The sequence below is a fragment of the Paenibacillus sp. FSL R7-0026 genome (assembly GCF_038004485.1).
GTDB lineage: Bacteria > Bacillota > Bacilli > Paenibacillales > Paenibacillaceae > Paenibacillus > Paenibacillus xylanexedens_A.
Genome location: NZ_JBBORG010000001.1, coordinates 1278829 through 1300912 on the forward strand (window position 1 = coordinate 1278829; position 22084 = coordinate 1300912).

At 46.1% G+C, this 22084-nt stretch carries 19 protein-coding genes and 1 pseudogene; 12 read left to right on the top strand and 8 right to left on the bottom strand.

Translation table 11 applies throughout. The features are described from left to right. Positions 1-340 precede the first annotated feature (340 nt). The 3 genes from MKY44_RS05645 (at position 341) to MKY44_RS05655 (ending at position 3455) form a co-directional block, all read left to right on the top strand. Positions 341-1834, top strand: a complete 1494-nt coding sequence (locus MKY44_RS05645; RefSeq protein WP_341006363.1) for a TROVE domain-containing protein — start codon at positions 341-343, stop codon at positions 1832-1834. A gap of 26 nt (positions 1835-1860) precedes the next feature. Further along, on the top strand, positions 1861-2655 hold the full coding sequence (locus MKY44_RS05650) for a nucleotidyltransferase domain-containing protein (RefSeq protein ID WP_341006364.1): 795 nt from the start codon (positions 1861-1863) through the stop codon (positions 2653-2655). Between the two features lie 170 nt (positions 2656-2825). Continuing rightward, positions 2826-3455: a copper amine oxidase N-terminal domain-containing protein gene (locus tag MKY44_RS05655; RefSeq protein WP_341006365.1), complete on the top strand. Its 630-nt coding sequence runs from the start codon at positions 2826-2828 to the stop codon at positions 3453-3455. A 134-nt stretch (positions 3456-3589) separates the two neighbouring features. Here the strand turns inward: MKY44_RS05655 and MKY44_RS05660 are convergent, their stop codons facing one another. After that, entirely contained in the window at positions 3590-3982 is a 393-nt protein-coding gene (locus MKY44_RS05660) for a RidA family protein (RefSeq protein ID WP_340909739.1), read from the bottom strand. A gap of 275 nt (positions 3983-4257) precedes the next feature. Between MKY44_RS05660 and MKY44_RS05665 the strand changes: the two genes are divergently transcribed. Then, positions 4258-4509 (top strand): hypothetical protein, encoded by a 252-nt coding sequence (locus tag MKY44_RS05665; protein WP_047841868.1) that lies wholly within the window; start codon positions 4258-4260, stop codon positions 4507-4509. Positions 4510-4577: 68 nt separating this feature from the next. On the opposite strand, the gene MKY44_RS05670 is transcribed toward MKY44_RS05665, so the two are convergent. Both MKY44_RS05670 and MKY44_RS05675 read right to left on the bottom strand, forming a co-directional pair. Then, on the bottom strand, positions 4578-5366 hold the full coding sequence (locus MKY44_RS05670) for an S-layer homology domain-containing protein (RefSeq protein ID WP_338591622.1): 789 nt from the start codon (positions 5364-5366) through the stop codon (positions 4578-4580). Positions 5367-5591: 225 nt separating this feature from the next. Continuing rightward, positions 5592-6512 (bottom strand): AEC family transporter, encoded by a 921-nt coding sequence (locus MKY44_RS05675; RefSeq protein WP_341009791.1) that lies wholly within the window; start codon positions 6510-6512, stop codon positions 5592-5594. A 122-nt stretch (positions 6513-6634) separates the two neighbouring features. Between MKY44_RS05675 and MKY44_RS05680 the strand changes: the two genes are divergently transcribed. The 3 genes from MKY44_RS05680 to MKY44_RS05690 all read left to right on the top strand — a co-directional run bounded on the left by MKY44_RS05680 (position 6635) and on the right by MKY44_RS05690 (position 9564). Further along, positions 6635-7150 carry a mismatch-specific DNA-glycosylase gene (locus MKY44_RS05680; protein ID WP_341006366.1) on the top strand — a complete coding sequence of 172 codons (516 nt, stop codon included), beginning with the start codon at positions 6635-6637 and terminating at the stop codon, positions 7148-7150. Between the two features lie 259 nt (positions 7151-7409). Then, positions 7410-7985 (top strand): RNA polymerase sigma factor, encoded by a 576-nt coding sequence (locus tag MKY44_RS05685; RefSeq protein ID WP_062832928.1) that lies wholly within the window; start codon positions 7410-7412, stop codon positions 7983-7985. Continuing rightward, the gene (locus tag MKY44_RS05690) at positions 7963-9564 is read left to right on the top strand and encodes a DUF4179 domain-containing protein (RefSeq protein WP_341006367.1); all 1602 of its coding nucleotides are present in this window, start codon (positions 7963-7965) and stop codon (positions 9562-9564) included. Before MKY44_RS05685 ends, MKY44_RS05690 begins: the two co-directional genes overlap by 23 nt. Before the next feature lie 230 nt (positions 9565-9794). Here MKY44_RS05690 and MKY44_RS05695 read toward each other — a convergent pair whose 3' ends face one another. Continuing rightward, entirely contained in the window at positions 9795-10856 is a 1062-nt protein-coding gene (locus tag MKY44_RS05695; protein WP_341006368.1) for a LacI family DNA-binding transcriptional regulator, read from the bottom strand. Positions 10857-10970: 114 nt separating this feature from the next. Here MKY44_RS05695 and MKY44_RS05700 point away from each other — a divergent pair, with 114 nt between their 5' ends. Beyond that, entirely contained in the window at positions 10971-12290 is a 1320-nt protein-coding gene (locus tag MKY44_RS05700; protein WP_341006369.1) for a glycoside hydrolase family 125 protein, read from the top strand. 308 nt (positions 12291-12598) lie between these two features. Here the strand turns inward: MKY44_RS05700 and MKY44_RS05705 are convergent, their stop codons facing one another. Further along, on the bottom strand, positions 12599-13654 hold the full coding sequence (locus MKY44_RS05705) for a Gfo/Idh/MocA family protein (protein ID WP_341006370.1): 1056 nt from the start codon (positions 13652-13654) through the stop codon (positions 12599-12601). Positions 13655-13789: 135 nt separating this feature from the next. Continuing rightward, complete coding sequence (locus MKY44_RS05710; RefSeq protein ID WP_076214488.1) at positions 13790-14677, bottom strand: sugar phosphate isomerase/epimerase family protein; 888 nt, start codon at positions 14675-14677, stop codon at positions 13790-13792. A 129-nt stretch (positions 14678-14806) separates the two neighbouring features. Here MKY44_RS05710 and MKY44_RS05715 point away from each other — a divergent pair, with 129 nt between their 5' ends. Continuing rightward, a complete protein-coding gene (locus tag MKY44_RS05715) occupies positions 14807-15703 on the top strand; it encodes a helix-turn-helix transcriptional regulator (protein WP_341006372.1) in 897 nt (298 codons plus the stop codon). Positions 15704-16198: 495 nt separating this feature from the next. Here MKY44_RS05715 and MKY44_RS05720 read toward each other — a convergent pair whose 3' ends face one another. Further along, positions 16199-16669: a DUF5412 family protein gene (locus MKY44_RS05720; protein WP_341006373.1), complete on the bottom strand. Its 471-nt coding sequence runs from the start codon at positions 16667-16669 to the stop codon at positions 16199-16201. A gap of 23 nt (positions 16670-16692) precedes the next feature. Beyond that, positions 16693-17586: an AraC family transcriptional regulator gene (locus MKY44_RS05725; protein ID WP_341006374.1), complete on the bottom strand. Its 894-nt coding sequence runs from the start codon at positions 17584-17586 to the stop codon at positions 16693-16695. A gap of 114 nt (positions 17587-17700) precedes the next feature. Here MKY44_RS05725 and MKY44_RS05730 point away from each other — a divergent pair, with 114 nt between their 5' ends. The 3 genes and pseudogenes from MKY44_RS05730 to MKY44_RS31500 form a co-directional block, all read left to right on the top strand. Then, positions 17701-19521, top strand: coding sequence for an ABC transporter ATP-binding protein (locus MKY44_RS05730; protein ID WP_341006375.1), 1821 nt, complete (start codon positions 17701-17703; stop codon positions 19519-19521). Positions 19522-19723: 202 nt separating this feature from the next. Beyond that, positions 19724-21475, top strand: coding sequence for an ABC transporter ATP-binding protein (locus tag MKY44_RS05735; RefSeq protein ID WP_445670676.1), 1752 nt, complete (start codon positions 19724-19726; stop codon positions 21473-21475). Beyond that, positions 21472-21765, top strand: a pseudogene (locus MKY44_RS31500) (Rpn family recombination-promoting nuclease/putative transposase); the annotation flags it as partial. The gene MKY44_RS05735 and the pseudogene MKY44_RS31500, both read left to right, overlap by 4 nt. Positions 21766-22084 lie beyond the last annotated feature (319 nt).

A 22084-nucleotide genomic window follows, 5' to 3' on the forward strand; every position in this document is an offset into this window, starting at 1 on the left:
AGCAGGATGAGCAGCAGGTTTCATTTTAAACTTATGAAGATTCACTCCAATTCAGAAATTGAGTCGTCGTCATACTTTCGCCATGTTCGCGTGCAGATGTGTGAGGCATAATGAGGTTGTGAAGCGGGGCAGCAACAAGCGCTGTGGATCAAGGTTCCGAGGCGCCAGGGAGGGTTACTTCGACTGTTAATCGACCAGGTCGTTGGTTCGAATCCAATCGCCGCCGTTCATGGCGGTGTAGCTCAGCGGTAGAGCGGGTATTATACCTTCCCACCTTTTTCCTCGGGACATTTTATTATGAAAGAACAGCAAATAGACTCACACCGGGAGGTCATGTGTGATGAGCAGAGCGAAACAATTATTCAATCAACCTCAGCCAACGACACGTAATCATGGGGGCTATGGAGCCTATGAGCGATTGGTGGAGGAACAATATATACAGATGTTGATGACCAATACATTGAACAATACGTTTTATGCAGATACCCAGCAACTGATGGACGATGCGATGGTCAGCCATCAGGAGATGGCTGAGGTCGATGCAGGGTTTATGGCGCGGGCGCTGGTCTATGCTCGTAATGAAGGTTTGATGCGGTTACAGCCTCTATACGGGCTGGCACTGCTGTCCAAAGTGGATGTGGATCATTTTGCAAAGGTGTTCTCCCAGGTCGTACAGACACCGGCTGATTTGGCTGATTTTCTGACGATTCTGAGAGGATTGGGTCGGGGGCAGGGCGGCCGAGCGGTGAAGCGTCAGGTGAGTCTCTTTTTGAACGGGATCAGCGAATACTGGGCGATCAAATACAACGGACGCGGGCGTGGATATAATCTTGGCGATATGATCGCTACAGCACATCCCAAGCCGATAGATCTGAAGCAGCAAGCCTTATTCCGTTATTTGCGCGGGCATGAGGTGGATCTTACGCAACTTCCGCAGTTGCAGGCGCTGGAAAAGCTGAAAGCTACCCCAAACCCGGCAAGTCGGATGCATCTGATCGAGAAAGGTAAACTGCCGTATTCGGTGGTCACCTCGATCATGCAACCGACACGTACGGTGTGGGAGGCGTTAATGTCACAGATGCCGATTTTTGCGTTGCTGCGCCATCTGAATGCAATGGATCGTGCGGGAGTTTTTGAAAAATCGAAAAATATCGATTATGTTACACGTCGTCTAACGGATGCAGAAGCCCTGCGTAAATCGCGCATATTGCCTTTCCGATTTGCCAGTGCATATGAAATGATTGCGAGGGAAGAGCTGCGGGATGCTTTGCGACAAGCGGTGGAGCTATCCATTGGCAACCTGCCAACACTGCCGGGAAGAACCGCCATTTTCTTGGATCGTTCCGGTTCCATGCAAGGGGATTATTTACGGATTGGTTCGGTGCTGGCACTGGCGCTTTATAAACAAACACGAGGTAACGCGCTGTTCTGGTTATTCGACCATATGGTTGAGGATGCTCGTCCCAAGATGGATGAGAGCATTCTTTCCCAAGCTCACCGTATTCGCGCACAAGGTGGAACAGACACGGGTCGACCAGTGCGGGAACTTCGGGATATCGGAGAAAAAGTGGATCAGATCATTATGATCACCGATGAACAGCAGAATGAAGGCAGCCCGTTATATGCCGAGCTTGAGCGATATCGCCGGATGATGAATCCGGAGTTGAAGGCATTTATTGTGGATATAGCACCTTATCAGCAGGCAATGGTACCGCCACGGGATGGCAAAACCTTTTACATCTACGGTTGGAGTGAAACGGTATTGACGTATATTGCCGAGACTGTGGCAGGATATGATACACTCGCGAACCGGGTGAGAGAGATAGAGATTTAATTGAGGGAATTTGGAGGTGGCTGACCATGACCTACATTCATGAAGAAATGAGAGATACGATTAGACAACAGCTGAAGCAGATTGAACAGGAGGAGCAGGTACGAATCATCTATGCCTGTGAATCGGGCAGTCGAGCGTGGGGATTTCCTTCCCAGGACAGTGATTATGATGTGCGTTTTTTGTATGTAAGACCACTGGAATGGTACTTGTCGATTGAGGATAAAAGGGATGTGATCGAACGCCCAATCAGTGACCAGCTCGACATCAATGGTTGGGATCTGCGCAAGGCGTTGAAGCTGTTTCGCAAATCAAATCCACCACTGCTGGAGTGGCTGCAATCCCCCATTCAGTATGATGAACAGTATAGTGTGGCACAGCATATCCGTGCACTGTCGCCTTTAACCTTCTCGCCCAAGTCCTGCATGTATCATTATCTGAATATGGCGAAGGGCAATTTCCGGGATTATTTACAAGGGGAGCGAGTGAGGATTAAAAAGTATTTCTATGTTCTTCGCCCCTTACTGGCTTGTGGCTGGATCGAACGTTATGATGCGATGCCACCGATGGCATTTGAAGAGCTGGTACAAGAACTTGTACCTGCAGATACATCACTGTATACGGAGATTCATGAATTGCTGCGCCGGAAAAAGGCGGGCGAGGAACTGGATCTGGAGCCGCAGTTGCCAGCAATACAGGCTTTCATAGCGGAGAAGATCGAGCATTTTGAACGACTGGCTGGCCAGATGGAGAATGAGCAGATTATTCAATTTGAAGAATTGGACCGGATTTTCCGTTTTGCATTGCAAGAGGTGTGGGGCTAACGGGGGTAAGAGGAAGAAAGTTGTGTGCTGGCAACGCTATCAATGGAGTCGGAGTGAGTATACCCGCGTTTGTGAACTGTTATGTGAAAATAAATTTTGTTATTCACCTATATTGTATGGGTAATTATGGTATGATACTCTGGCTAAACTAATTGCTGGAGGTTATCCGTATGCGTATCAAAGTAATAAGCAGTTTGCTTGCCATTTTTATGATTTTTGCTACTGTTGCGTCTGCCCATCCGGGAAGAACAGATTCGAGTGGAGGGCACACCTGTCGTACCAACTGTGCAAAATGGGGGCTGAAACAAGGGGAATATCATTATCACAACGGAGGTTCCTCTTCGAGTTCCAAATCTTCATCTTCAAGTTCATCCAGTTCAGGAAGTACCAAGAAAAGTAACAAGTCTTCAACGACAACCAAAAAGAAAGCCACTCCTAAACCAGAATATATAACGTCTTCTGTTCAGGTGAAGGTGAATGGTTCCAAGGTTATTTTCACTGAATCTCCAATTGTAATGAATAACACAAATCTCGTACCCCTGCGTGAGATGGCCGGAGCGTTGAAAGCCAAAACGTCTTGGGACAGTAAGACTCAAACCATTACCATTACCAAAGATAAGTACAAGCTAATCTTTACCTTGGGCAGTAAAAAGGTGAAGGTTAACGGGAAAGAGGTCACCCTACAGGCAGCGCCCAAAGAAATTAAGGGAACGACGTACATTCCCTTCAGAGTTTTGGTAGAAGGGCTTGGGGCATCCCTCACTTCATCTGGTAATACGCTGGCAGTGAAGGTGAAATAATAAGATTAAGAAATCAGAAAGAAGCAGGTTAGGAGTTTATCCGGCCCTGCTTCTTTTTTTGTGTATGAACTTCGTTAAAGCGAGACCTCATCAGGCCATTTTACTTGGCTCTGCAACGTTGGATATGACCAGAATCAGTCGGTATGAGCAACGGCGCGAATCTCAATCAGTTGATGAGGGAAGGCGAGTCCGGATGTCCCAACCATCGTAACAGCTGGACGATGCGTACCGATGTACTCTTTATACACGGCAACACATGGCTCAAGATGCTCCTGCGGGTGAACCAAAAAAATCTCCAGTTCAGCAATATTCGACTTGGTCACGTTAAATCCTGCGAGCACGCGATCCAAGTTATCTAGTGTCTGGCGGACTTGTGCTTCAATATCATCGACACCAATAAACGTCCCCTCCATATCATGCGAAAATTGTCCTGCAATGTAGATCGTACCGTTAATGCTGTATCCCTGAGCAACACTAAATGCTTCTTCCCAGGGCACACCGTGGCTATATATTTGAGCTGTAGTCATAAGTTTCTCTCCTTTGAAATTCAAGATAAGGTTAGTATAAACGGAGAAAAACGACTTGTGCAGTACGCACTTTCATGACAGTGACTATCCATAAGGATAGTGTGAACACGGTGTTAGTAAGCCTAACGACTCATTTCGGAGAATCTTTATATCAGGATATTTAATTTAGGTATAACTAACTTAAGTCCTATATCCTTCCCCTAGAATCTGGGTAATAATTATAGTAGGCAAGTGATTAATGGAATCTCATAACGTAACGATAGGGGGTAACCTGTATGGCATCCGTGATTCTGCTGGTGAAACAGACGGAGGACGATGAGAAGGTTATTTATCGATTCGGACCGAATGAGCGAAAGATGGGGCTCATTGAGATGAATAAGATCAAGGAAAGTGTGAGGGAACTGGAACCTGTCCAGGTGGATGGGGTAAGCCCGAGTTTTTTCTTTAACCGAGCCGCGCAGCGACTGGTACGATGTTTATTCAGGGAAGGCGGCAAGTTCCCGGAACGAACGACGTTTGAATCATAGTACACACTCGTTAAAATAAAACACTCTGTATCCCATGTTGTAGACTGGATACAGAGTGTTTTTAAGTTCTATTTGCTTGAATATTTTTTAAGTGTACCATCTGCTTGTAAATCGAGATATAACCTGTGAAGAATAGTTGCTGCTTCTGCTCTTGTTATTGTTTTTCTGGGATTAAACAGGCCTTCATTTGCTGTCATTATACCTTTCTTTTGTAAGGCTGCGAGACTGCTACCAACCAAAGCTGAGTGATCATCACTAAGTTCCAGTCCTTCAAAAAGTAACGGGTAGACCTTATTGGTCCCATCAACTTCATAGTTAAAGCGTCCATCTTTCAAATGTTCATCACTATACTCGCGTTTGGGGATATCCTTCATCGTGTGTAGAATGTCGTAGACTTCTTGACTGTCATCAATCTCATCGTATAAGACAGGTAGCAGGTTTACTACTCCGATACGAGTGAGCTTGTTATCAGGATAGAAGTAGTTGTTTCCCTTCTTAATGGCATATGTTGAATATGTAAACTGTGAGAGTGCTTTGGATGTGGAACTGTAAGCCCAGTGACTAGAAGGAACATCTTTAAACTTTCGAGTTGGCATGTCATCGTTCGTTATGTATTTATTAAATAACTGTGAAAACATCGTGATGAATTCTGCTTTGGTCACACTATTATCGGGTTTAAATGTGCCATTTTGGTAACCTTTGATTATTCCCTTCTTACTCATAAATTCAATGGATTCGATAGCCCAAGAGTGTTTGTTTTGGGTGACATCCTTGAAGGTGGAACCTTTGGCACTGGCAGCTGTAGAGCCTGCGATGAGAGATGACAAGAGGAACATGATGATAACTAGCTTTTTCATGCTGACTTCCTTTCTAAATGTAGATTCAAATTTTGGAAACTCCTAAATCTTAGCATAATAAATTTCGAGCGTATACTTATTTCAGGGAATAAAGGGACTATTTATCTATTCTAAAAAGGGTGCTGTGGCATTTGCTTAATGTAATGGATGAAAAAAGGCCCATCTCCACAATGTGAAGACAGACCGTTCTATGAATGCTAAGGATATTTATTCCATTCTAAAATTTCAGAACGTTTTGGCATAAGAGATCAGCGCCGTAATCGTAATGATGTTCAAGAGCGTTGAGATTAGCACCGTCTGGGCTGCAAAATCGGGTTCGTTATCGTATTCTTCCGCCAGGATGGATGCGTTGACACCGGTTGGCATACCCGAAGCGATAATGAGTGCCTGTGCAGCGATACCTTCCAACCCAAGCAGAAGCACAATTGAAATCCCGATAGCCGGGCCAATCAGAAGACGCAAAAATGTGCTAATATACACATCAAGGCGATACAGTTGAATTGGATATTTTACAATCTGTGCCCCGAGTGTCAGAAGCGCCACGGCAACCATACTTTGCTGCGCATAGGTCAGCGGCATGGACAGGAACGTAGGCAAGGGAACCTTCCACATGTGTAACAGAATCCCCAGCAAGAGTGCATATGGAACAGGCATTTTAAGAAATCCAATAATCACCGCACGGTAATTACCTTTGAGCTTCGCGCCCTGAATGGACAATACACCATAGGTGAACGTCAGTAATGCCTGCAAAGACATGACCAGCGCCTGGATGGAAGAGGCGAGTGGATCGCCGCGGAATACCAGTGCATTGATGGGCAGTCCATAGTTGCCTGCGTTATCCAGCATAATACTGTTGTTGAAAGCAGCCTTCATGCCTTTATTCATCCGAAGCGAGCGTGCAACTACAGAACCTACAATATAGAGAATCAATACATATATCGCGTAAAAGAGTGTCACGGTCCCAAGCAGTTCGCCCGACATATTCGAGTGGTACATGCTCATAAAGACGGCTGCGGGGGTAATACAATAGAAATTGATTTTGGCGAGTGTGTACAAGTCCAGCTTGAACACCTTTTGCATCCAGGATCCGACAGCGATCAGGAGAAAGACGGGCAGGACGACTTCAAGCATGATGTCTGCAATCATTAGTTCAGCTTCCTTTTTCATGAAAATTTCAATCCGATTTCGAAAATGCTTTGCTTATTATATCATTTTATACACACACGAAAGATGTAATTAGTTAAAAAAGATAAGGGGGGCCTTCCATCATGATTCCAGATCATCTGGATGTTGGTTTATCGATATTGTTTATTGGCTTCAACCCGAGCATTACGTCTGGAGAGACGGGTCATCATTATGCTTACAAAGGAAACCGGTTCTGGCGCATCCTTGAAAGGTCGGGATTAACCCCGCGTTTATATGATGCACAGGAGGATGGAGAGTTGCTGAAGCTGGGATATGGATTCACGAATATTGTGGCCCGTCCCACCAGAGGTATGGAGGATATTACGAAGGAAGAGTACGCAGAAGGACGACAGATTTTACGGCAAAAGCTGGAGAAATACCGACCGGACATCGCTTGTTTTGTCGGAAAAGGTGTATACACCCAGTACAGCAAACGTGCCAAATTGCAATGGGGATTTCAGGACGACCCGGTCGTCAAGGAGATTCAGGAGTTCGTCGCTCCGTCGTCCAGTGGGCTCGTGCGCATGTCGATGGATGAGATTGTGGCGATCTATTCCCAGCTTGCTGATTTTGTTGCGGAGAAGAACAGGGAAGATTAAAAGGCAAGTAAGACAGGAAAGGTAAGATAGCAGGAAGAGGCTACCACGGAATGTGTGATTTGGGTTGCCATAAAGTTCACCACCAAACCTGTAGAGAATGTGCAGCGGCAATTACAGAATGTTGGTAAGCAGAGTTCACCCAATCGGCTTCGCCGAAAAGGGCGAATTCTTTTTTTTGGATAAAGTGAGAGGTTTCGGGAACGGCTTCCGTCTATATAGTACAGAACCATGCATGGAAGCTGTAGAGAAGGGGGATTACATGACTCAACAGATACCGGAGGAGGAGCTGATTCAGCGCATTGTTGCAGGGGATAAGCAGTTGTTCTCCGTGCTTGTGGATCGATATAAAAATAAAGTCTACGGCATCATGCGCGGAATGGGCGCGAGTCATCCGGATGCACAGGATCTCGCTCAGGATACGTTCATTCGCATCTATCGTTATCTCCCGTCGCGGCGGGAGGGAAGCAGTTTCTCGTCGTGGGTATACACCATTGCGGTGAATCGGATGCGGGATTTTATACGGGAAAAGAAACCCGTCATGTCTCCAGTCGATCAAGGGATCGAACCTGTCAGTAATGAAACACCGGAAAAACGTGTGCTGCATAAAGAGATGCAGCGTGAAATATATCGACAGCTCGAACAGTTACCTGAATCGTATCGCCTGGTGTTATTACTGAAGTACACAAACGAGCTGAGCTATGAAGAGATTGCAGACATTACAGGCATGAGTTCAACCAAAGTGCGCAACGCCCTTTATCGCGGGAAAAAAACGCTGAGGAAGCAAATGGAACGCAAAGGAGGTTTAGCTACGTATGAAGCCTATTTCAAGGGATGAAGATCGGTTGTGGGAGGAGCACCTGTACCGTGAGGAGCCGGATGCGGATTTTACGCTTAAGGTCATGCAGAAGCTGGATGACGTGTCTATGGAACGTGACGAAGCTGAAAGTCCATGGTCGAGAAAGGTACCCAAGACAAGATGGATATATCGTACGGGGATTGTGGCTGCGGCTGTGCTCCTGTTTGGAGGAGGTGCATTGCTGGCTTGGGATCGGACAGGTGCACCGGAGCAGCCGGTAGTGAGCGCTGTAAATATTCCTCGTTTACCCGATATACCAGTACCTACAGAAATAAGGGAAGCATTCCTCACTGAAGATTATAAGCGATTGAAGCCACCAGGGCTTGTGGTTAATCCGAACATTCAGATTGAAGATCAGGGATACACATTCGAGATCAAAGATGTGCTTGTCGATCGTTCACAAATTGTGTTTTTAACGGAGCAAACTAGCCCGGACGACATCAGGATACCAGTCGTTACTCCAGAAGCAGGGAAGATTCATATTACAGATGTACATGGTAATTTGGTTGCTGTTCCTGTAGTGAATTCCCAGCCTAGTGGTATAAATTATCGAAAATTCGTATTTCAATTAAATGATGTTATTCCAGATCAGATTGTCGTACGCGGAGAATTAAACTTTCTAAAAATACCTGATTATTATGATGCGGGTACTAACACAACGGTAAAAAATAATACAACAGTAGATTGGAGTTTCCAATTCAACATCGACATGACAAAAGCAAAAGCAATGGCTACTATGACTCCTATGAATAATACGTATACCACGCCGGAGGGGTTAAAGCTAGACATGACACAACTTGTAAGAACGCCAAGCGGAACCCGTCTTGATGTGAATGTCAGTTTGAATGATCAACTGCAGGCTAAAGTGAGTGAGGATTGGAAGGAACAGATGGATATCCTGTATCACATCGAAATTCCTGAAACCAATGAGTATAGAATATTTAACGGAAGCAGGCCTTACGCTCGACAGGCGAAGTTCCGGCTCCGTGATCTGAGTGAAGCGAACGAAAATGGCGGTTGGTTGAAACTATCCGAGACGTGGGACCCCGCATTTGTGACGGTGGACGCGAAGAATACTCGCTTTGTATTAGATGGCTACACCTTACCGGTAAAGGAAGAAAAGTCTATCGAAATTGATCTTGAACAACTCCCTCTCACGACCACAATATTTGAGCAATCGGGTGACAGAGTCGTTTTGAATGGGTATAACTTTGATCCAGAAAGAGGGAGTTATATTCCATCGGGTAGTGGAACCGATGACCAGCATCCTCTTGTATTGTTAGGAAGTGCAGAGTTCTCCAACGAAATTGCCGGGGACAAATGGGTGGCGGTTGATCGTGAAGGAATCGAATATCCCGTTTCAATTCTAAATTCGATTAAAGAGATAAATAATGACGAAAAATATGTTACAAGTGATCTCAAATTAATGGTTCATGGACTCCATCAGAATTCTGCTACCAAGTTCACCTTGAAACGAACGGTGGTTCACCGTGAGTTCCGTGATGTGAATTGGGAAGTGGATCTTCCGTCGTACGATAGCCTGCCTTGGCTGAAATAACCAGTAGTACAATTCTCAGACATGAAGTAAATGATGCTTTGAATGGATGATATAAGGATTGATCAACTGATTTAAGTGTGGATGTATAGAGACATATAAGCGTATAAGCCTAATATACGAAAAGGCCCTGCATAATGGTATGCGGGGCCTCTTTCGTATGCACCAGATTTATGGGAAAGGCAAGTACCTAACGAATCCATCCTCAGAAAAGAGCAGTTACCCTTTCTGAATTATGCCGATTCCCTTGGAATCAACGTAGTCGATAACATAACCGTCTCTTTCGGCGTTCCCGGGCGTTCGATCCGGCGTTGCAAAGCTTCCACCGCACGCTGTCCAAGTTCCTCTTTGCACAGGTTAACTGTGGTCAGGGGCGGGGAGGACGTAACGGCAGAATGTACATTGTCGATACCGATGACAAGGCAATCTTTAGGCGTGGATATGCCCATCTCCTGTAATTTATGCATCCATTGCAAAGCAATATCATCATTAACACCAATCCAGGCATCGGGACGTTTGTCATCTGGCATGTTTTGAATGGCGGTAGCCAATTGGTTAACCCATTCGCCGTTCTCATACGGAATATTCCATTCTCTGAAGCTGGTCGTATGACTGGTGTCCACATGGAAATGGTTCAGAGCCAACTCAATCCCGATTTTCCGCTGGGCGAAACTCGCAGCACGACCATCATCTGTGATGAGGCCGATCCGTCGGCAATTCAGAGACATTAGATATCTAGCGACGGTGATGCCAGCTTCCAGATTATCATGGCTGATCGTATCACAATTTAGCAGGGGTTCCTGATGATCTACCAAAATAATAGGCCGACCCGTCTGAGAAAGTCGTTGCAGAACCGTATGCGGGAAAGCCCCCATGACAATAATCCCGGCACAACGTTCCCAGTCCAAGTGAGGAGCAATAGCTTTTTCGGGAGAGGTGTTCTCGTCCGTCACTCCGAGTGAGGGAGATACAATGGCATGATGCCAACCACGCTCATTACAGGCGGAGATCATGCCTGACAGAACACGTTGCCAGTAGTGAGGTTCACCGCGGTTGAGCTGATTCATGCAAATGAGAACAAACGGGGGATCGGACGGATCTGTATGGTTTGCAGTAGCAGGACTATTACTAGCACCAGGAGTACTTTGGCGATATCCTAAAGCCCGAGCGAGTTCGAGTACCCGTGCGCGTGTCGCTTCACTGACACCCGTCTTGCCACTGAGTGCGCGGGAGACGGCATATTTGGATAATCCGAGCTGGTCAGCCAGCGTCTGAATGGATACTTTGCGTGACATATCATTACTCCTTCATTTGACGATCATCTTCTGACACAGTACACTTACAAATAATAATGTTATTATAAATTATCATAACAAAAATAACAATATAGTTATAAGGAGACGACATCCATGGAACAGTTCAGATTACCGAAAATCCCTATGCCGCATCTGGAATTGCCGCAAGCTGTGCAGGATATTCTGACTGAGGCGGACGAGCGTTTGCAACATCGACCGAGATTGCTGGCTCAGTTTCGCAATTGTTTTCCGAACACACTGGAAACGACCACGAAGCTACTGGATGATGGGACAACCTTTGTAATTACAGGAGATATTCCCGCGATGTGGTTAAGGGATTCTGTAGAGCAGGTCATGCATTATGTTCCGCTTGCGAAGGATGACGAGAAGTTGCAGCGTATCATTGGGGGCCTGATCAAACGACATACGTTCTACGCTGATATGGATATCTATGCCAATGCATTCAATGAAACGGCGAATGGATGGCATTGGGATGCCAATGATGAGACGGAGATGTCGCCCTGGGTGTGGGAACGAAAGTTTGAATTGGATTCCCTCTGTTTCTCCATGAAGCTGGCTTATACATATTGGCGGGAGACTGAACTTACGGATATATTCGATGAGCGCTTCAAGAAAGTGATGGAGAATATCGTACACCTATGGGAGATAGAACAGCATCATGCAGAGCGTTCATCTTACCGGTTCATGCGCCGTAATTGTCCAGCCCATGATACGCTACGTAATGAAGGATTGGGTATGCCAGTGAATTATACGGGCATGATCTGGTCCGGTTTTCGTCCGAGTGATGATGCCTGTGATTTTCATTATAATATTCCGGCGAACATGTTCGCTGCGGTAACCTTGCGCCAGATGGGGGAGATCGCGAAGTGGGTGTTCCGGGATGAACAACTGGTAAGCCGGATGGCTCGTTTGGAAGAAGAAATACGACACGGTATTGCCCTGTACGGTACTTACCGTCATCCAGAGTATGGGCAGATTTATGCCTATGAGACGGACGGTTACGGCAACTTTTGTCTGATGGATGATGCGGGCACACCTGGACTGATGTCCATACCGTATATGGAGTATGCTTCGATTGAAGACATGGTGTATCAGAACACTCGTCGATTTATTTTGAGCAAAGAAAATCCGTTCTATTATGAAGGGAAGGTAGCCAAAGGTATTGGCAGCCCCCATACCCCTCCGGGATACATCTGGCACATGGCGCTATCCATGCAGGGTCTGACCGCAGACAATGACGAGGAAATGCTGGCGATGATTGAATTGCTGGAGAACACGGATGCGGGTACTGGATATATGCATGAGGGCTTCCACGCCGATGATCCAAACACGTTCACTAGACCATGGTTTGCTTGGTCCAACAGCCTGTTCTCGCAGTTGGTGTACAAGGCAATGAAAAAAGGGATTATATAAAATGATGAAAGTTCAGAAAAAAATACTTACTGCTCGCGAAGCAGCCGTTCCGGTTACGAATCGTTCTTTTGATCGCTGTTATCCCCGGATTTCCTGATCGACTTTTGTAAAGTCGAAATCGGTGATAAAGGCGAACGCTTTGCTTCTTCAGAATCGATTTCGTTCCCTGCACTACTTTTACTATCGAGCGCGACTGTTTTTGAACGACATCATTTTTAGAATAAGAGTAGGTAAAAAAAACAAAAAAGCCCAAACTGCTGAACTTTGCAGTTTGGGCTTTATTTCTACTGATAAACACAGGCGCTTTGCTATGTGTTTTTCAGTAGATCGGCGATGAAGACTTTCTGGCCTGTGCGTGCGCTTTCCAGGGAAGCGAGGACCATGGCCATGCTGAACTGGTTATCGCTACAATCGGTCTCAGGTAGTCGTCCGGATTCCAGTGCAGCGAACATGTCTTCGAGACAGCCGTGATGACCTGTTTTGTCCATGACAGGCAGTTCTGCTTCAATCCGCTCACTTGGTTGGAAAAAGGATGGTTTTCCATCAGCATCCAGGCTTTGCGCAGTAACTACTTCAGCATAGATGTCATCATGACCATCCCAGATGGCGGTTCCTTTTTCACCGATTACGCGCCAGCTTGCTTCCCATGATGTGGGTACACCTTCTGCGCACCAGGACCCGCGATAGTTGAATACGGACCCGTCAGACATCTCAAATATACATAACGCCATCGCATTGCCCTGATACCAGGAACCTGGAGGATTGAACTCATGGCAGTACACCGATACTGGGTTGGCTCCGAGAATATAACGTGCCTGATCAAACGTATGTATCGCCATATCGAGCAGCAGTGGGCTATCCATCAGGTCACGGAATCCGCCGAAGTGTGGCCCGATGAAGAAGTCGGCTCCTGCGTAACCTACCTGCCCTATAGCTCCACCGGAAATGAGGTGCTGGTAGGCGCGGATACGCGGATCGAACCGGCGGTTCTGCATGACGGCTTGAATGTGTCCTGTGCTGCGAGCGGTTTGCACAATATCTGTGCAGTCTGAGAAGGACTCTGCCAGTGGTTTTTCGCCAAATACATGACATCCTTCCTTCAGCGCTGTCATGGCAATGCCGTAATGACTCGCCGGAATCGTGACATCGAATACGATATTTGCACCAGTCGTTTGAATGGCTTCACGGATATCGGTGAACGTAGGGCAGGTGAGGCCGTGTCTTGTAGCAAAAGCAAGGGCTGTCTGTTCATACAGATCGACCAGTCCCACGATTTCTGTATCCGGCCTTTGCAAGGCATAATCCGCCCACGTGTTTGCCATGGCACCGCAGCCAGCGATAATTACCCGATAAGGATGAGTCATGTTCTCATCTCCTTTGCATGGATTGTGTTATACAGCTCGCATTGTTTTGGGGAAATGAGGAATAGATAAATTAAGGTTGTTATCCATCCTCCGGCCAGCAGTACAGTAAATTAGGTATAAGTTGAGGTTGGTTTCCTATACCGGATTGGGCACAAAATCGCCGCCGCGGCATTGTTTCAAATATCGCAATGCATGCACCTGTCCGGTCATTTCGAGTTCGTCTTTGTAGACGGGATCATGCCAGCCTTCAATATCAATCGTGCCCTGATAACCGTTCTGGCGCAGAATGGTAATAATGTCTGCCCAGTTGTTATCCCCGAAGCCAGGTGTGCGGTGCCAGACAAATTCACGTGGGCCATGCACGCCATATTCCTTGACAATATCCCAGGCAATCGTGGCATCTTTGCCATGTACGTGGAAGACTTTATGAGCCCATTTGCGTAGCTGTGGAATAGGATCGATCAGGCTGGACATTTGATGGCAAGGCTCCCATTCCAGGCCTACATTTTCATCCGGAACAGCATCAAACATCATCTCCCAGGCCGTTGGGTTATGTGCGATGTTCCAGTCGCCTGTCTGCCAGGTTCCTCCCATATCACAGTTTTCAAAAGCAATGCGTACACCCCGGTCTGCTGCCCGACGTGCCAGTTCACCAAATACTTCCTTGAACCGGGGGATGGACTCGTTAATGGGTTGATCGGTCAGACGTCCGGTGAACCCGGAGACGATATCTGCACCAAAGAGCTGTGCGTGATCAATCACCCGCTCCCAGCTTGCCAATGTATCAGCGTTGTCTCCGGCTCCAGTTAGCGGGTTACCAAACACACTCACCGCTGAAATAACAATGCCTTGTTCGTCCACGATTTCACGGACACGTTTGGCAGTCTCGGCCAGATCCAGATCGCCTGTCGTTTGCCAGAAGGTCAGGTTAAATGATTCAAAGCCGTGTTGCATGATCTGCGGGATAACGCGGACGGCGTCCTGCCCGCCTACAAGGGTACCGATGCGTAATGATTTATTCATGGTTGTATTTCACTCCAATATTGGCTTATAGTACTTCGTGACACACTCATTATAGCCGTGGATTAAAGGGATGGCTCTAAACAATCTTGTGTAATAATAGTCGGATCTTGTGTAGAGGGGGAAGAAGTCGTGCTGGATCTGAAAGCGCTTCACGAAAATACCCGAATTGACCATAAATCACATCCATTTCAGCTGTTCCAAAATCGGTGTTCAGATATGAAAGCTGAAGAATGCATTCTGTATTTGCATTGGCATGAACATTTCGAACTGATTATCATGCGCAAGGGAAGTGCGCTGTTTCATATTGATAGCAAATCTTATGTGGTTGGAGCAGGTGAGGTCATCATCATTCCTGGAGGTACATTGCATGTTGGATATGCTCTGGATGAGGGGGATGTGCATTATGATTCCGTTGTGATCAACCGTGCACTGTTCCATGATTTCACTCATGATCCTGTGCATGAGCAATATGTCGCGCCGTACTTGGAAGGAAGAGTGAGATTTCCGGTCAAACCGGCAGAGGAAAACACAACCTGCACAGGCTATTATTCTTTGCTGAATGAAGCTGTGGAGGAAATGACGTTACAGCCCCCGGCTTATCAGCTCGTGGTGAAGTCTAAACTGCATGCCTTGTTCACCCTGCTTGCGCGAACCTTTATGCCGCAGCAGCTACCGGAAAAATCGGTCGGATCGTATTTTCCAAACCGCGAACGTTTCAAACAGTTAATTGCACAGATTGAAGCGGACCCCACAGGTAAGATGTCTGTTACGGAAGCGGCAAGTCATGTGGGATTAAATGCGTATCACTTCTGCAAAATGTTTAAAAAGCTGACCGGACGCACCTTTGTGGAATACGTAAACGGGTGCAGGATGAGTGAGGCAGAGCAACTGCTGCAAGGCAGTAGTCTGACCATTACGGAGATTGCCGCCAGAGTCGGCTGCGACAATGCCAACTATTTTACGAAGTTATACAAACAGTACAAGGGCATGACCCCCTCGCAGGGACGGGGGAGAAAAGAAGGTTGAGCACGACCATTTTAGCAATAGTCTCGAATAAAATGTCTATAAAGATGGTTGTAGCCATATGCAACTCGCAATCACAATTGTGAGCAGAAGCAGAAGCAGAAGCAGAAGCAGAAGCAGAAGCAGAAGCAGAAGCAGAAGCAGAAGCAGAAGCAGAACAATATTAAGAGGTAGAATAGATATAATAGATAAATTATGATGCTGCCATATGTTTAAAGTCCGATAGCTACGAAGTTGTTAATGAACAAGCATATTAGATCACAATGAAGTATAAGTAAATAAACGATATAATGCAGAACAAGAGCAGCCCCGCTTAACCGAAAGAGTCGGTGAGTGGGGCTTTTAATGCTTCTCGTGCCGCGTGTATCTCTTGCCATGGTGTAATGAAAGTAGCATTTGGTAATTTTCACAAGGCATACAGAACGTTGGAACTTCTGACATGCGGTGCAGTGAGGATTACGCATTAAGATGAGACCTTGAGTGTTCAGGGCCGTCATATTAGCTGCTAAGTTGTTTTATTTTTCGGGTGCCGGGCATCGCACAGACTGATCTTTCATCCGTATATTCATTCCAGTTTTCAATCTGGAGTGTGTTTTCACTTTCCCATTCGAGATGGTTATTTCCGTGGTGCTTGGCACGATAGATCGTTTTTACCGTGGCGTCCTCAGGGGCATTTGTCTTCTTAACATCGACCCAGATTGTAACGCCGCCTGCCGCACCACCATAGGGCACACCATAAATCTCGGCAGTATACTCACCATTCCTTGAAGGCATGGAATAACTCAATTCCCCCAGCTCGGAACGGTCAAACGTAGAGAAGTAAGGACGGAGCCAGAAATACAGGAATACGGCAACGAACAGTACAAGAATCAACAATGTAAATGTAGTGAGAATAGGGTGTCTACGTATCCAAGGTTTGCGAGAATTTGTATGGGATGAACTTGAATTAGCTTGAGTATTTGAGTCCATAAGGTTGAACCTCCATATGCAGCTTACAGTGAAATTTGCTTTGCAGGAATATAAATGTCCAACTCTCCGTAGTGGTCCTGAGCCAGACTGCCATCAATTCTTTCAAAATAGTATGGATCACTCTTCTCATACCCTGAATGGCTCTGCCAATATTCATCAATAAATGTCCAGACACTGTCCAGATGATCAATATTGATCAGACTTGGATGGAAATCACAGACAAATTTGAATACGGCATACTGGTTGGCCGGGACCTCAATTCCGTCCAGTTCTTCAGGGATATGATCCAAACTGGTTACTTCTATAGACGGCTGATATGTACTGTAATCCTCGTTAATTTCATTGGTAAATCCGATATATACGTTGGGCTGCAACACATTAGGAATCGAATGAAAGTGTTTTTCAAAAAAGTCGTTGCCTGCTGAATTAGCTTCATAGTGTTCTTCATTATCTGTATACCGAATATGGGATCGTTGCCCAATGAGTTTCATAGCCGGTTTTCGTACATACGTTGGTTTGAAAATATATCCATATGGAAGCATCGTGATCATGGACGAAGTCATGCGGGCAGTGAATTCAAGGTCTCCAGCTCCCTGTTTGCGATACTGTAGGGGTGTAATGCCAAAGGCTTGTTTGAAAGCACGTATGTAGGATTGTTCATGTTCAAACCCGTAATGTCCACTGATATCGATAATCTTCCAGTTCAGATTCACCAATTGCTCCAGGCTGCGTGCCAATTTGCGTGAGCGAATGTATTCTCCAGGCAATTGTCCGCTTACATGTTTGAACATGCGATGCAGGTGGAACTTCGATATATGAGTCACAGATGCCAGATGATCCAGCGTTAATTTGTCTTGAATATGGTCTTCTATGTAGTCGAACAGCTTATCCAATGTGCCTAGCAAATCGTGTTGCATATCAATCTCCCTACTTCTAATAGTACTTACAGCAATAAATGTTCATTTTTTCCTTATCACCGATGATATCATAACCAAGTACATAATTTAATGACAAGATTGGAGAAACCATCCATGTTTGCTGACAAAAGAACTTATACAACGTTAGGCATGTTAACTCGATTATGGACATTAACGGGCAAGTACCGTATGTTCATCATTCTGTTACTTTTCGCCGCATGTATGGTCTCCCTGATTGAGGTCGGTTATTTGGAATCGATCCGAAGACTGGTCAAAGGCGCGACTGAAGCACAGTTTTCGTTACTCTACTCAGGGTTGATTATAGGCGTTAGCATTGTCGTATTACGATTGATTGTAACCGCATTCATGACGAGGGTCGAGACGTTATTCCAGCAAAAGACATTATTGTCTGTGCAGTCTCTACTGCTCTCATCCTTTAGCAACACAGAGACACGCGATCTGGCACATTATCATACGGGTGACCTAACCTCCAGGATCTGGACTTCAGCCAAGGAAGCACAGAAGGGGATCAATCAACATGGCATTGAACTCGCCAAAAATATCATTCAGCTGATTCTTGCCTTTGCTTACTTCAGCTGGGTGAACTTGCCGCTGTCGTTGGCTATCATTGCATTCACTTTGATCTATCCTCTTGTAACGGTAGGACTTGGTAAACGTCTACAAAGACAGCATGATCAGTTGAATGCCAGCGCAGCGTCAAGAGATGAGATACTGACTGAGATCATCCAAGCCCCAGTTGAGATCCGAAGTTACGGACTCGCGGGTTATGTACACTATCATTTCAAAGATCGAATGGATCAAGTGTTCAGACATACGATGTCCGTATCTGTGTTACAACGACTTTCGGAAGCAGCCGGACGGGTCTCGACGTATGGTGGCATGATTCTGATTCTCTATCTAGGCGGCATGCAGGTCCTGAATGGACATATGGATGTAGGAGGATTGGCAGCTTTTCTGGTAGCAAGCAGTCAGTTAACTCGTCCGATTGAGTCGTTATCTGGGCTGTGGAATAATTTTATTGGTTCGGCTTCTCATGCGTCCAGAATCTTTGAGGTGCTGGATTTGGAGAGAAAGAACACGGTTGCTAATACCAGTACAAATACACATGTACGGCCCGATACGTATTTAGTGCAGCTTGAAAAACAATCTAAACCGGCTGGCATCAACGTGCAGCATGTGTCTTATAGGTATGCGGAGCAAGAAGAAGTGTTAACAGATATTTCTTTTGAGGCCAAGAAAGGAAAGCTTACTGTAATCACAGGGCCAAGTGGGTGCGGAAAAACCACGTTATTGAAATTGATAGCCGGATTAGATAGACCTGTTACTGGTTCGATCCAGGTCATGGATCAGAAGAGTTCACTGAAGGATATGCACGAAGTTCAGACAGGGAATGTCAATCAGGTGTATGTTCCGCAACAAGCCTTTATTTTCACAGGTACAGTGGAAGAGAATATTGTTTTTGGACAAGAGGGGGTATCTGCCGATCAAGTAGAGGTCGCGGCCCACATGACACATGCACATGACGCGATTATGCGTCAATCGCTCGGCTATGGGACAGAGCTTCAGCCACAGGGCGGGACGATGTCGGGTGGTGAGCTTCAGCGTATTAGTTTAGCGAGAGCGATGCTGAGGAACCCGGATATACTATTGTTGGATGAACCGACGTCATCTCAAGACCCGTGGCATGAGCATCGATTGAATGATCTCTTTGCCCGAATCACTGCTGACAAAGGCACAACGGTTATTGCAGTTACTCATCGATTATCGATGATAGAACGGGCGGATCAGGTCATCTATGTTCAGAAGGGACGCGTCGAAGATACGGGGACTCATCGTGAATTGCTGGATCGGCCAAACGGATATCGAAGCTATATTGCGGAGCAGGATACGGAAGTGGAGGGACAGCATGAGTAACAAGATTGAAGATGCAGCATATGCCGATGACGTTGAAATGAAGAGCAGTCATGAGAAAAGTGGAGCATATGAAATAAATGAAAATAATGAAAATGAAAAGTCTGAAATAGAAGCTCATCATCAGATGAACGAAAGTGATGTTCCAGATGACCCAAAGCAAGCTGTATCATTGGCAACGGTATGGCCCGTTATTTTTCGCTGGATGAAGCCTTATGGATTAGCTGTAGCGATCTTGCTCATTTTTATCGCAGTAGATGCGGTCTTTGATTGGGGACTTGCCTTTGTACAGGGATTCTTCGTGGATGCTATTCATGATGGGGGACAGGAACAGCTTAATGCCACCGCAATGATCTTTATCGCCATTCTGGCAGGATTTATTGTATTGCTCGCGATGCATCGTTACGTGCTGGTATGGCTCAAAGAATCGATGCAACGGGATATGTCCATGGATCTGTTGAAACTGTTAAACCGGATGCCTTATTCCTGGGTGCGCAGACAGAAGTCCGGAGATGTGATGCTTCGCCTCAAAGAAGACACCAAGCATGGTGCAGAAGTTGTGGAGGCTATTGCAGAGGGTGTTACGGTTGTATTCATCATTGCTTTATCGCTGGGTTACTTGTACAGAGCAGATGCATGGGTTGCGGTTATCGCCTTGGTAAGTGCAGGGGCAATCTGGTTTACGGCGAGGTTGTATGATCAGCGAATTGTACATATGTCCGATGAGGTCGAATCCAGGGAAGGCAAATCCCAAGAACAGATCCAACAGTATGTTGAAGGGATACCGGTGATTCAGATGTATAATGCTTCACCGTGGTTTCTCGCTCGTTTTCGGACACAACAGCAATCACTGAATCGTGTTCAGGCTAAGTTGCAGATGACCCTGAGCATGTCGGATAACGTGGCGATGGCGGTGTTTGGTCTGGCTCAATTGGCAGCGTTGTTCCTTATTGCTTTGTCAGCGGCTAGGGGAACTTTGTCTCCGGGCATGGTTGTTGCAAGTAGTCTGCTGTTTGAACTGGTGGTGTGGCCAGTACTCGGCTTGTCCAGCCAGTGGAGTCAGATGCAAGCCAGCGTGGGTGCATTTGGACGTATCTCTGCATGGTTGAAATTGGCGGAGAACAAGAAGACATACTCATCCAATACTAAGCACGAGGAGCTTGCACAGGGAAGTTGTAACCAAGATCAAGGGAATACACAAAAAGGGGCACATAAAGAGAACGAAATTGCCATGCTACGTCTTCAACAGGTTACGGTAACCGATGAAGACAGTGGTCGAAAGATTCTGGATCAGATTATGCTTAATCTGGTTCCTGGTGAACTGGTTGCGGTAGTTGGCACCAGCGGTGCTGGCAAATCTACACTGTGCCAAGTGTGTGCAGGGCTGATCGAGCCAACAAACGGAAGCGTATTGCTGGGTGATAAACATGTTGCAGAGTATGTAGAGATGGATGACGAGTACAGACTCACGTATATGCCGCAGACACCAACCTTCTTTTCAGGAACGATTGAGGACAATATCCGTCTGAATATAGACGCCACGTTGGAAAAGGTAAAGCTTGCGGCAGAGCAGGCAGGTTTGCATGAATATATTGAGGCACAAGAAGGACAATACGCAGCAATGTTGCATGAGAAAGGGGCCAATCTATCTGGAGGCCAACAACAGCGACTGTCGCTTGCCAGACTCTTTACGAGGTCATCTGATCTGTATATTCTGGACGAACCAACGTCATCACTGGATATTCAGACAGAACAGAACGTAATGAATCACTTGCTGAACTTTATGAAAGGCAGCATAGGATTGCTTGTCACACATCGCATGGAGGTTGCTCGCCAGTGCTCTCGCATCCTTGTGATGGAACATGGCCGAATTGCCGAGGATGGAACGCATGAACAACTGATGCATAGGAAAGGATTGTATTATCGTATGAATGCAAGAGGCGGTGATACAACATGAATGAATCTGGGGTTAAAAAAGTGAAGGATACGCTGGAGTTCTTGAGTCAGGATCGTGAAGCGCGTCGTTTGTAGGAAGAGCGCCAGAAATATTTACATGACGAAGCTTCTATGATTGAGTGGGCTACGGAAAAAGGTATAGCTAAGGGGATAGAAAAGGGATTAGTAGAAGGGAAAAAAAGAAAGACGATTGAAATTGTGAAGAACATGCTCTCACTAGGACTCGAAGTTGCTGTTATTGCAAAGGCCAGTGGCTTGCCGGAGTCTGAGGTAGAGTCGTTAAAAGATTAGTGTGAAGTTATAAGGTGTGGTAGGTTCACTAGATAATGGGTACGGGTACACTAGCATGATATGAGTGTGATTTGTGAATAAAAGTTTAATGCAATCGTTTTGTCCAACTAGGGCAGGACGGTTGTTTTTATTTTGATGAAGGGGCTTCAAACGTTTTACAGTAAAACGCGGTTGCTCATTCGGGGCTGGGCCGTTAAACTAAAGGGAGCGGCGTTTGCTTGACGGACAAGTCATGAGAACGCCATTTTGTTGTCAAGGATGCGGGATATGAGCCGCTTTCGGATGTCAGAATCGGATCGGACCAAGCTGGTGGGAAAAC

Coding starts and splice junctions, on each gene's coding strand:
- MKY44_RS05655 (WP_341006365.1), top strand. CDS start 2,826: ATGCGTATCAAAGTAATAAGCAGTTTGCTTGCCATTTTTATGATTTTT.
- MKY44_RS05735 (WP_445670676.1), top strand. CDS start 19,724: ATGAAGCCTTATGGATTAGCTGTAGCGATCTTGCTCATTTTTATCGCA.
- MKY44_RS05675 (WP_341009791.1), bottom strand. CDS start 6,512: ATGATTGCAGACATCATGCTTGAAGTCGTCCTGCCCGTCTTTCTCCTG.
- MKY44_RS05695 (WP_341006368.1), bottom strand. CDS start 10,856: ATGTCACGCAAAGTATCCATTCAGACGCTGGCTGACCAGCTCGGATTA.
- MKY44_RS05685 (WP_062832928.1), top strand. CDS start 7,410: ATGACTCAACAGATACCGGAGGAGGAGCTGATTCAGCGCATTGTTGCA.
- MKY44_RS05690 (WP_341006367.1), top strand. CDS start 7,963: ATGAAGCCTATTTCAAGGGATGAAGATCGGTTGTGGGAGGAGCACCTG.
- MKY44_RS05725 (WP_341006374.1), bottom strand. CDS start 17,586: ATGCAACACGATTTGCTAGGCACATTGGATAAGCTGTTCGACTACATA.
- MKY44_RS05730 (WP_341006375.1), top strand. CDS start 17,701: ATGTTTGCTGACAAAAGAACTTATACAACGTTAGGCATGTTAACTCGA.
- MKY44_RS05650 (WP_341006364.1), top strand. CDS start 1,861: ATGACCTACATTCATGAAGAAATGAGAGATACGATTAGACAACAGCTG.
- MKY44_RS05700 (WP_341006369.1), top strand. CDS start 10,971: ATGGAACAGTTCAGATTACCGAAAATCCCTATGCCGCATCTGGAATTG.
- MKY44_RS05645 (WP_341006363.1), top strand. CDS start 341: ATGAGCAGAGCGAAACAATTATTCAATCAACCTCAGCCAACGACACGT.
- MKY44_RS05660 (WP_340909739.1), bottom strand. CDS start 3,982: ATGACTACAGCTCAAATATATAGCCACGGTGTGCCCTGGGAAGAAGCA.
- MKY44_RS05710 (WP_076214488.1), bottom strand. CDS start 14,677: ATGAATAAATCATTACGCATCGGTACCCTTGTAGGCGGGCAGGACGCC.
- MKY44_RS05670 (WP_338591622.1), bottom strand. CDS start 5,366: ATGAAAAAGCTAGTTATCATCATGTTCCTCTTGTCATCTCTCATCGCA.
- MKY44_RS05705 (WP_341006370.1), bottom strand. CDS start 13,654: ATGACTCATCCTTATCGGGTAATTATCGCTGGCTGCGGTGCCATGGCA.
- MKY44_RS05680 (WP_341006366.1), top strand. CDS start 6,635: ATGATTCCAGATCATCTGGATGTTGGTTTATCGATATTGTTTATTGGC.
- MKY44_RS05720 (WP_341006373.1), bottom strand. CDS start 16,669: ATGGACTCAAATACTCAAGCTAATTCAAGTTCATCCCATACAAATTCT.
- MKY44_RS05665 (WP_047841868.1), top strand. CDS start 4,258: ATGGCATCCGTGATTCTGCTGGTGAAACAGACGGAGGACGATGAGAAG.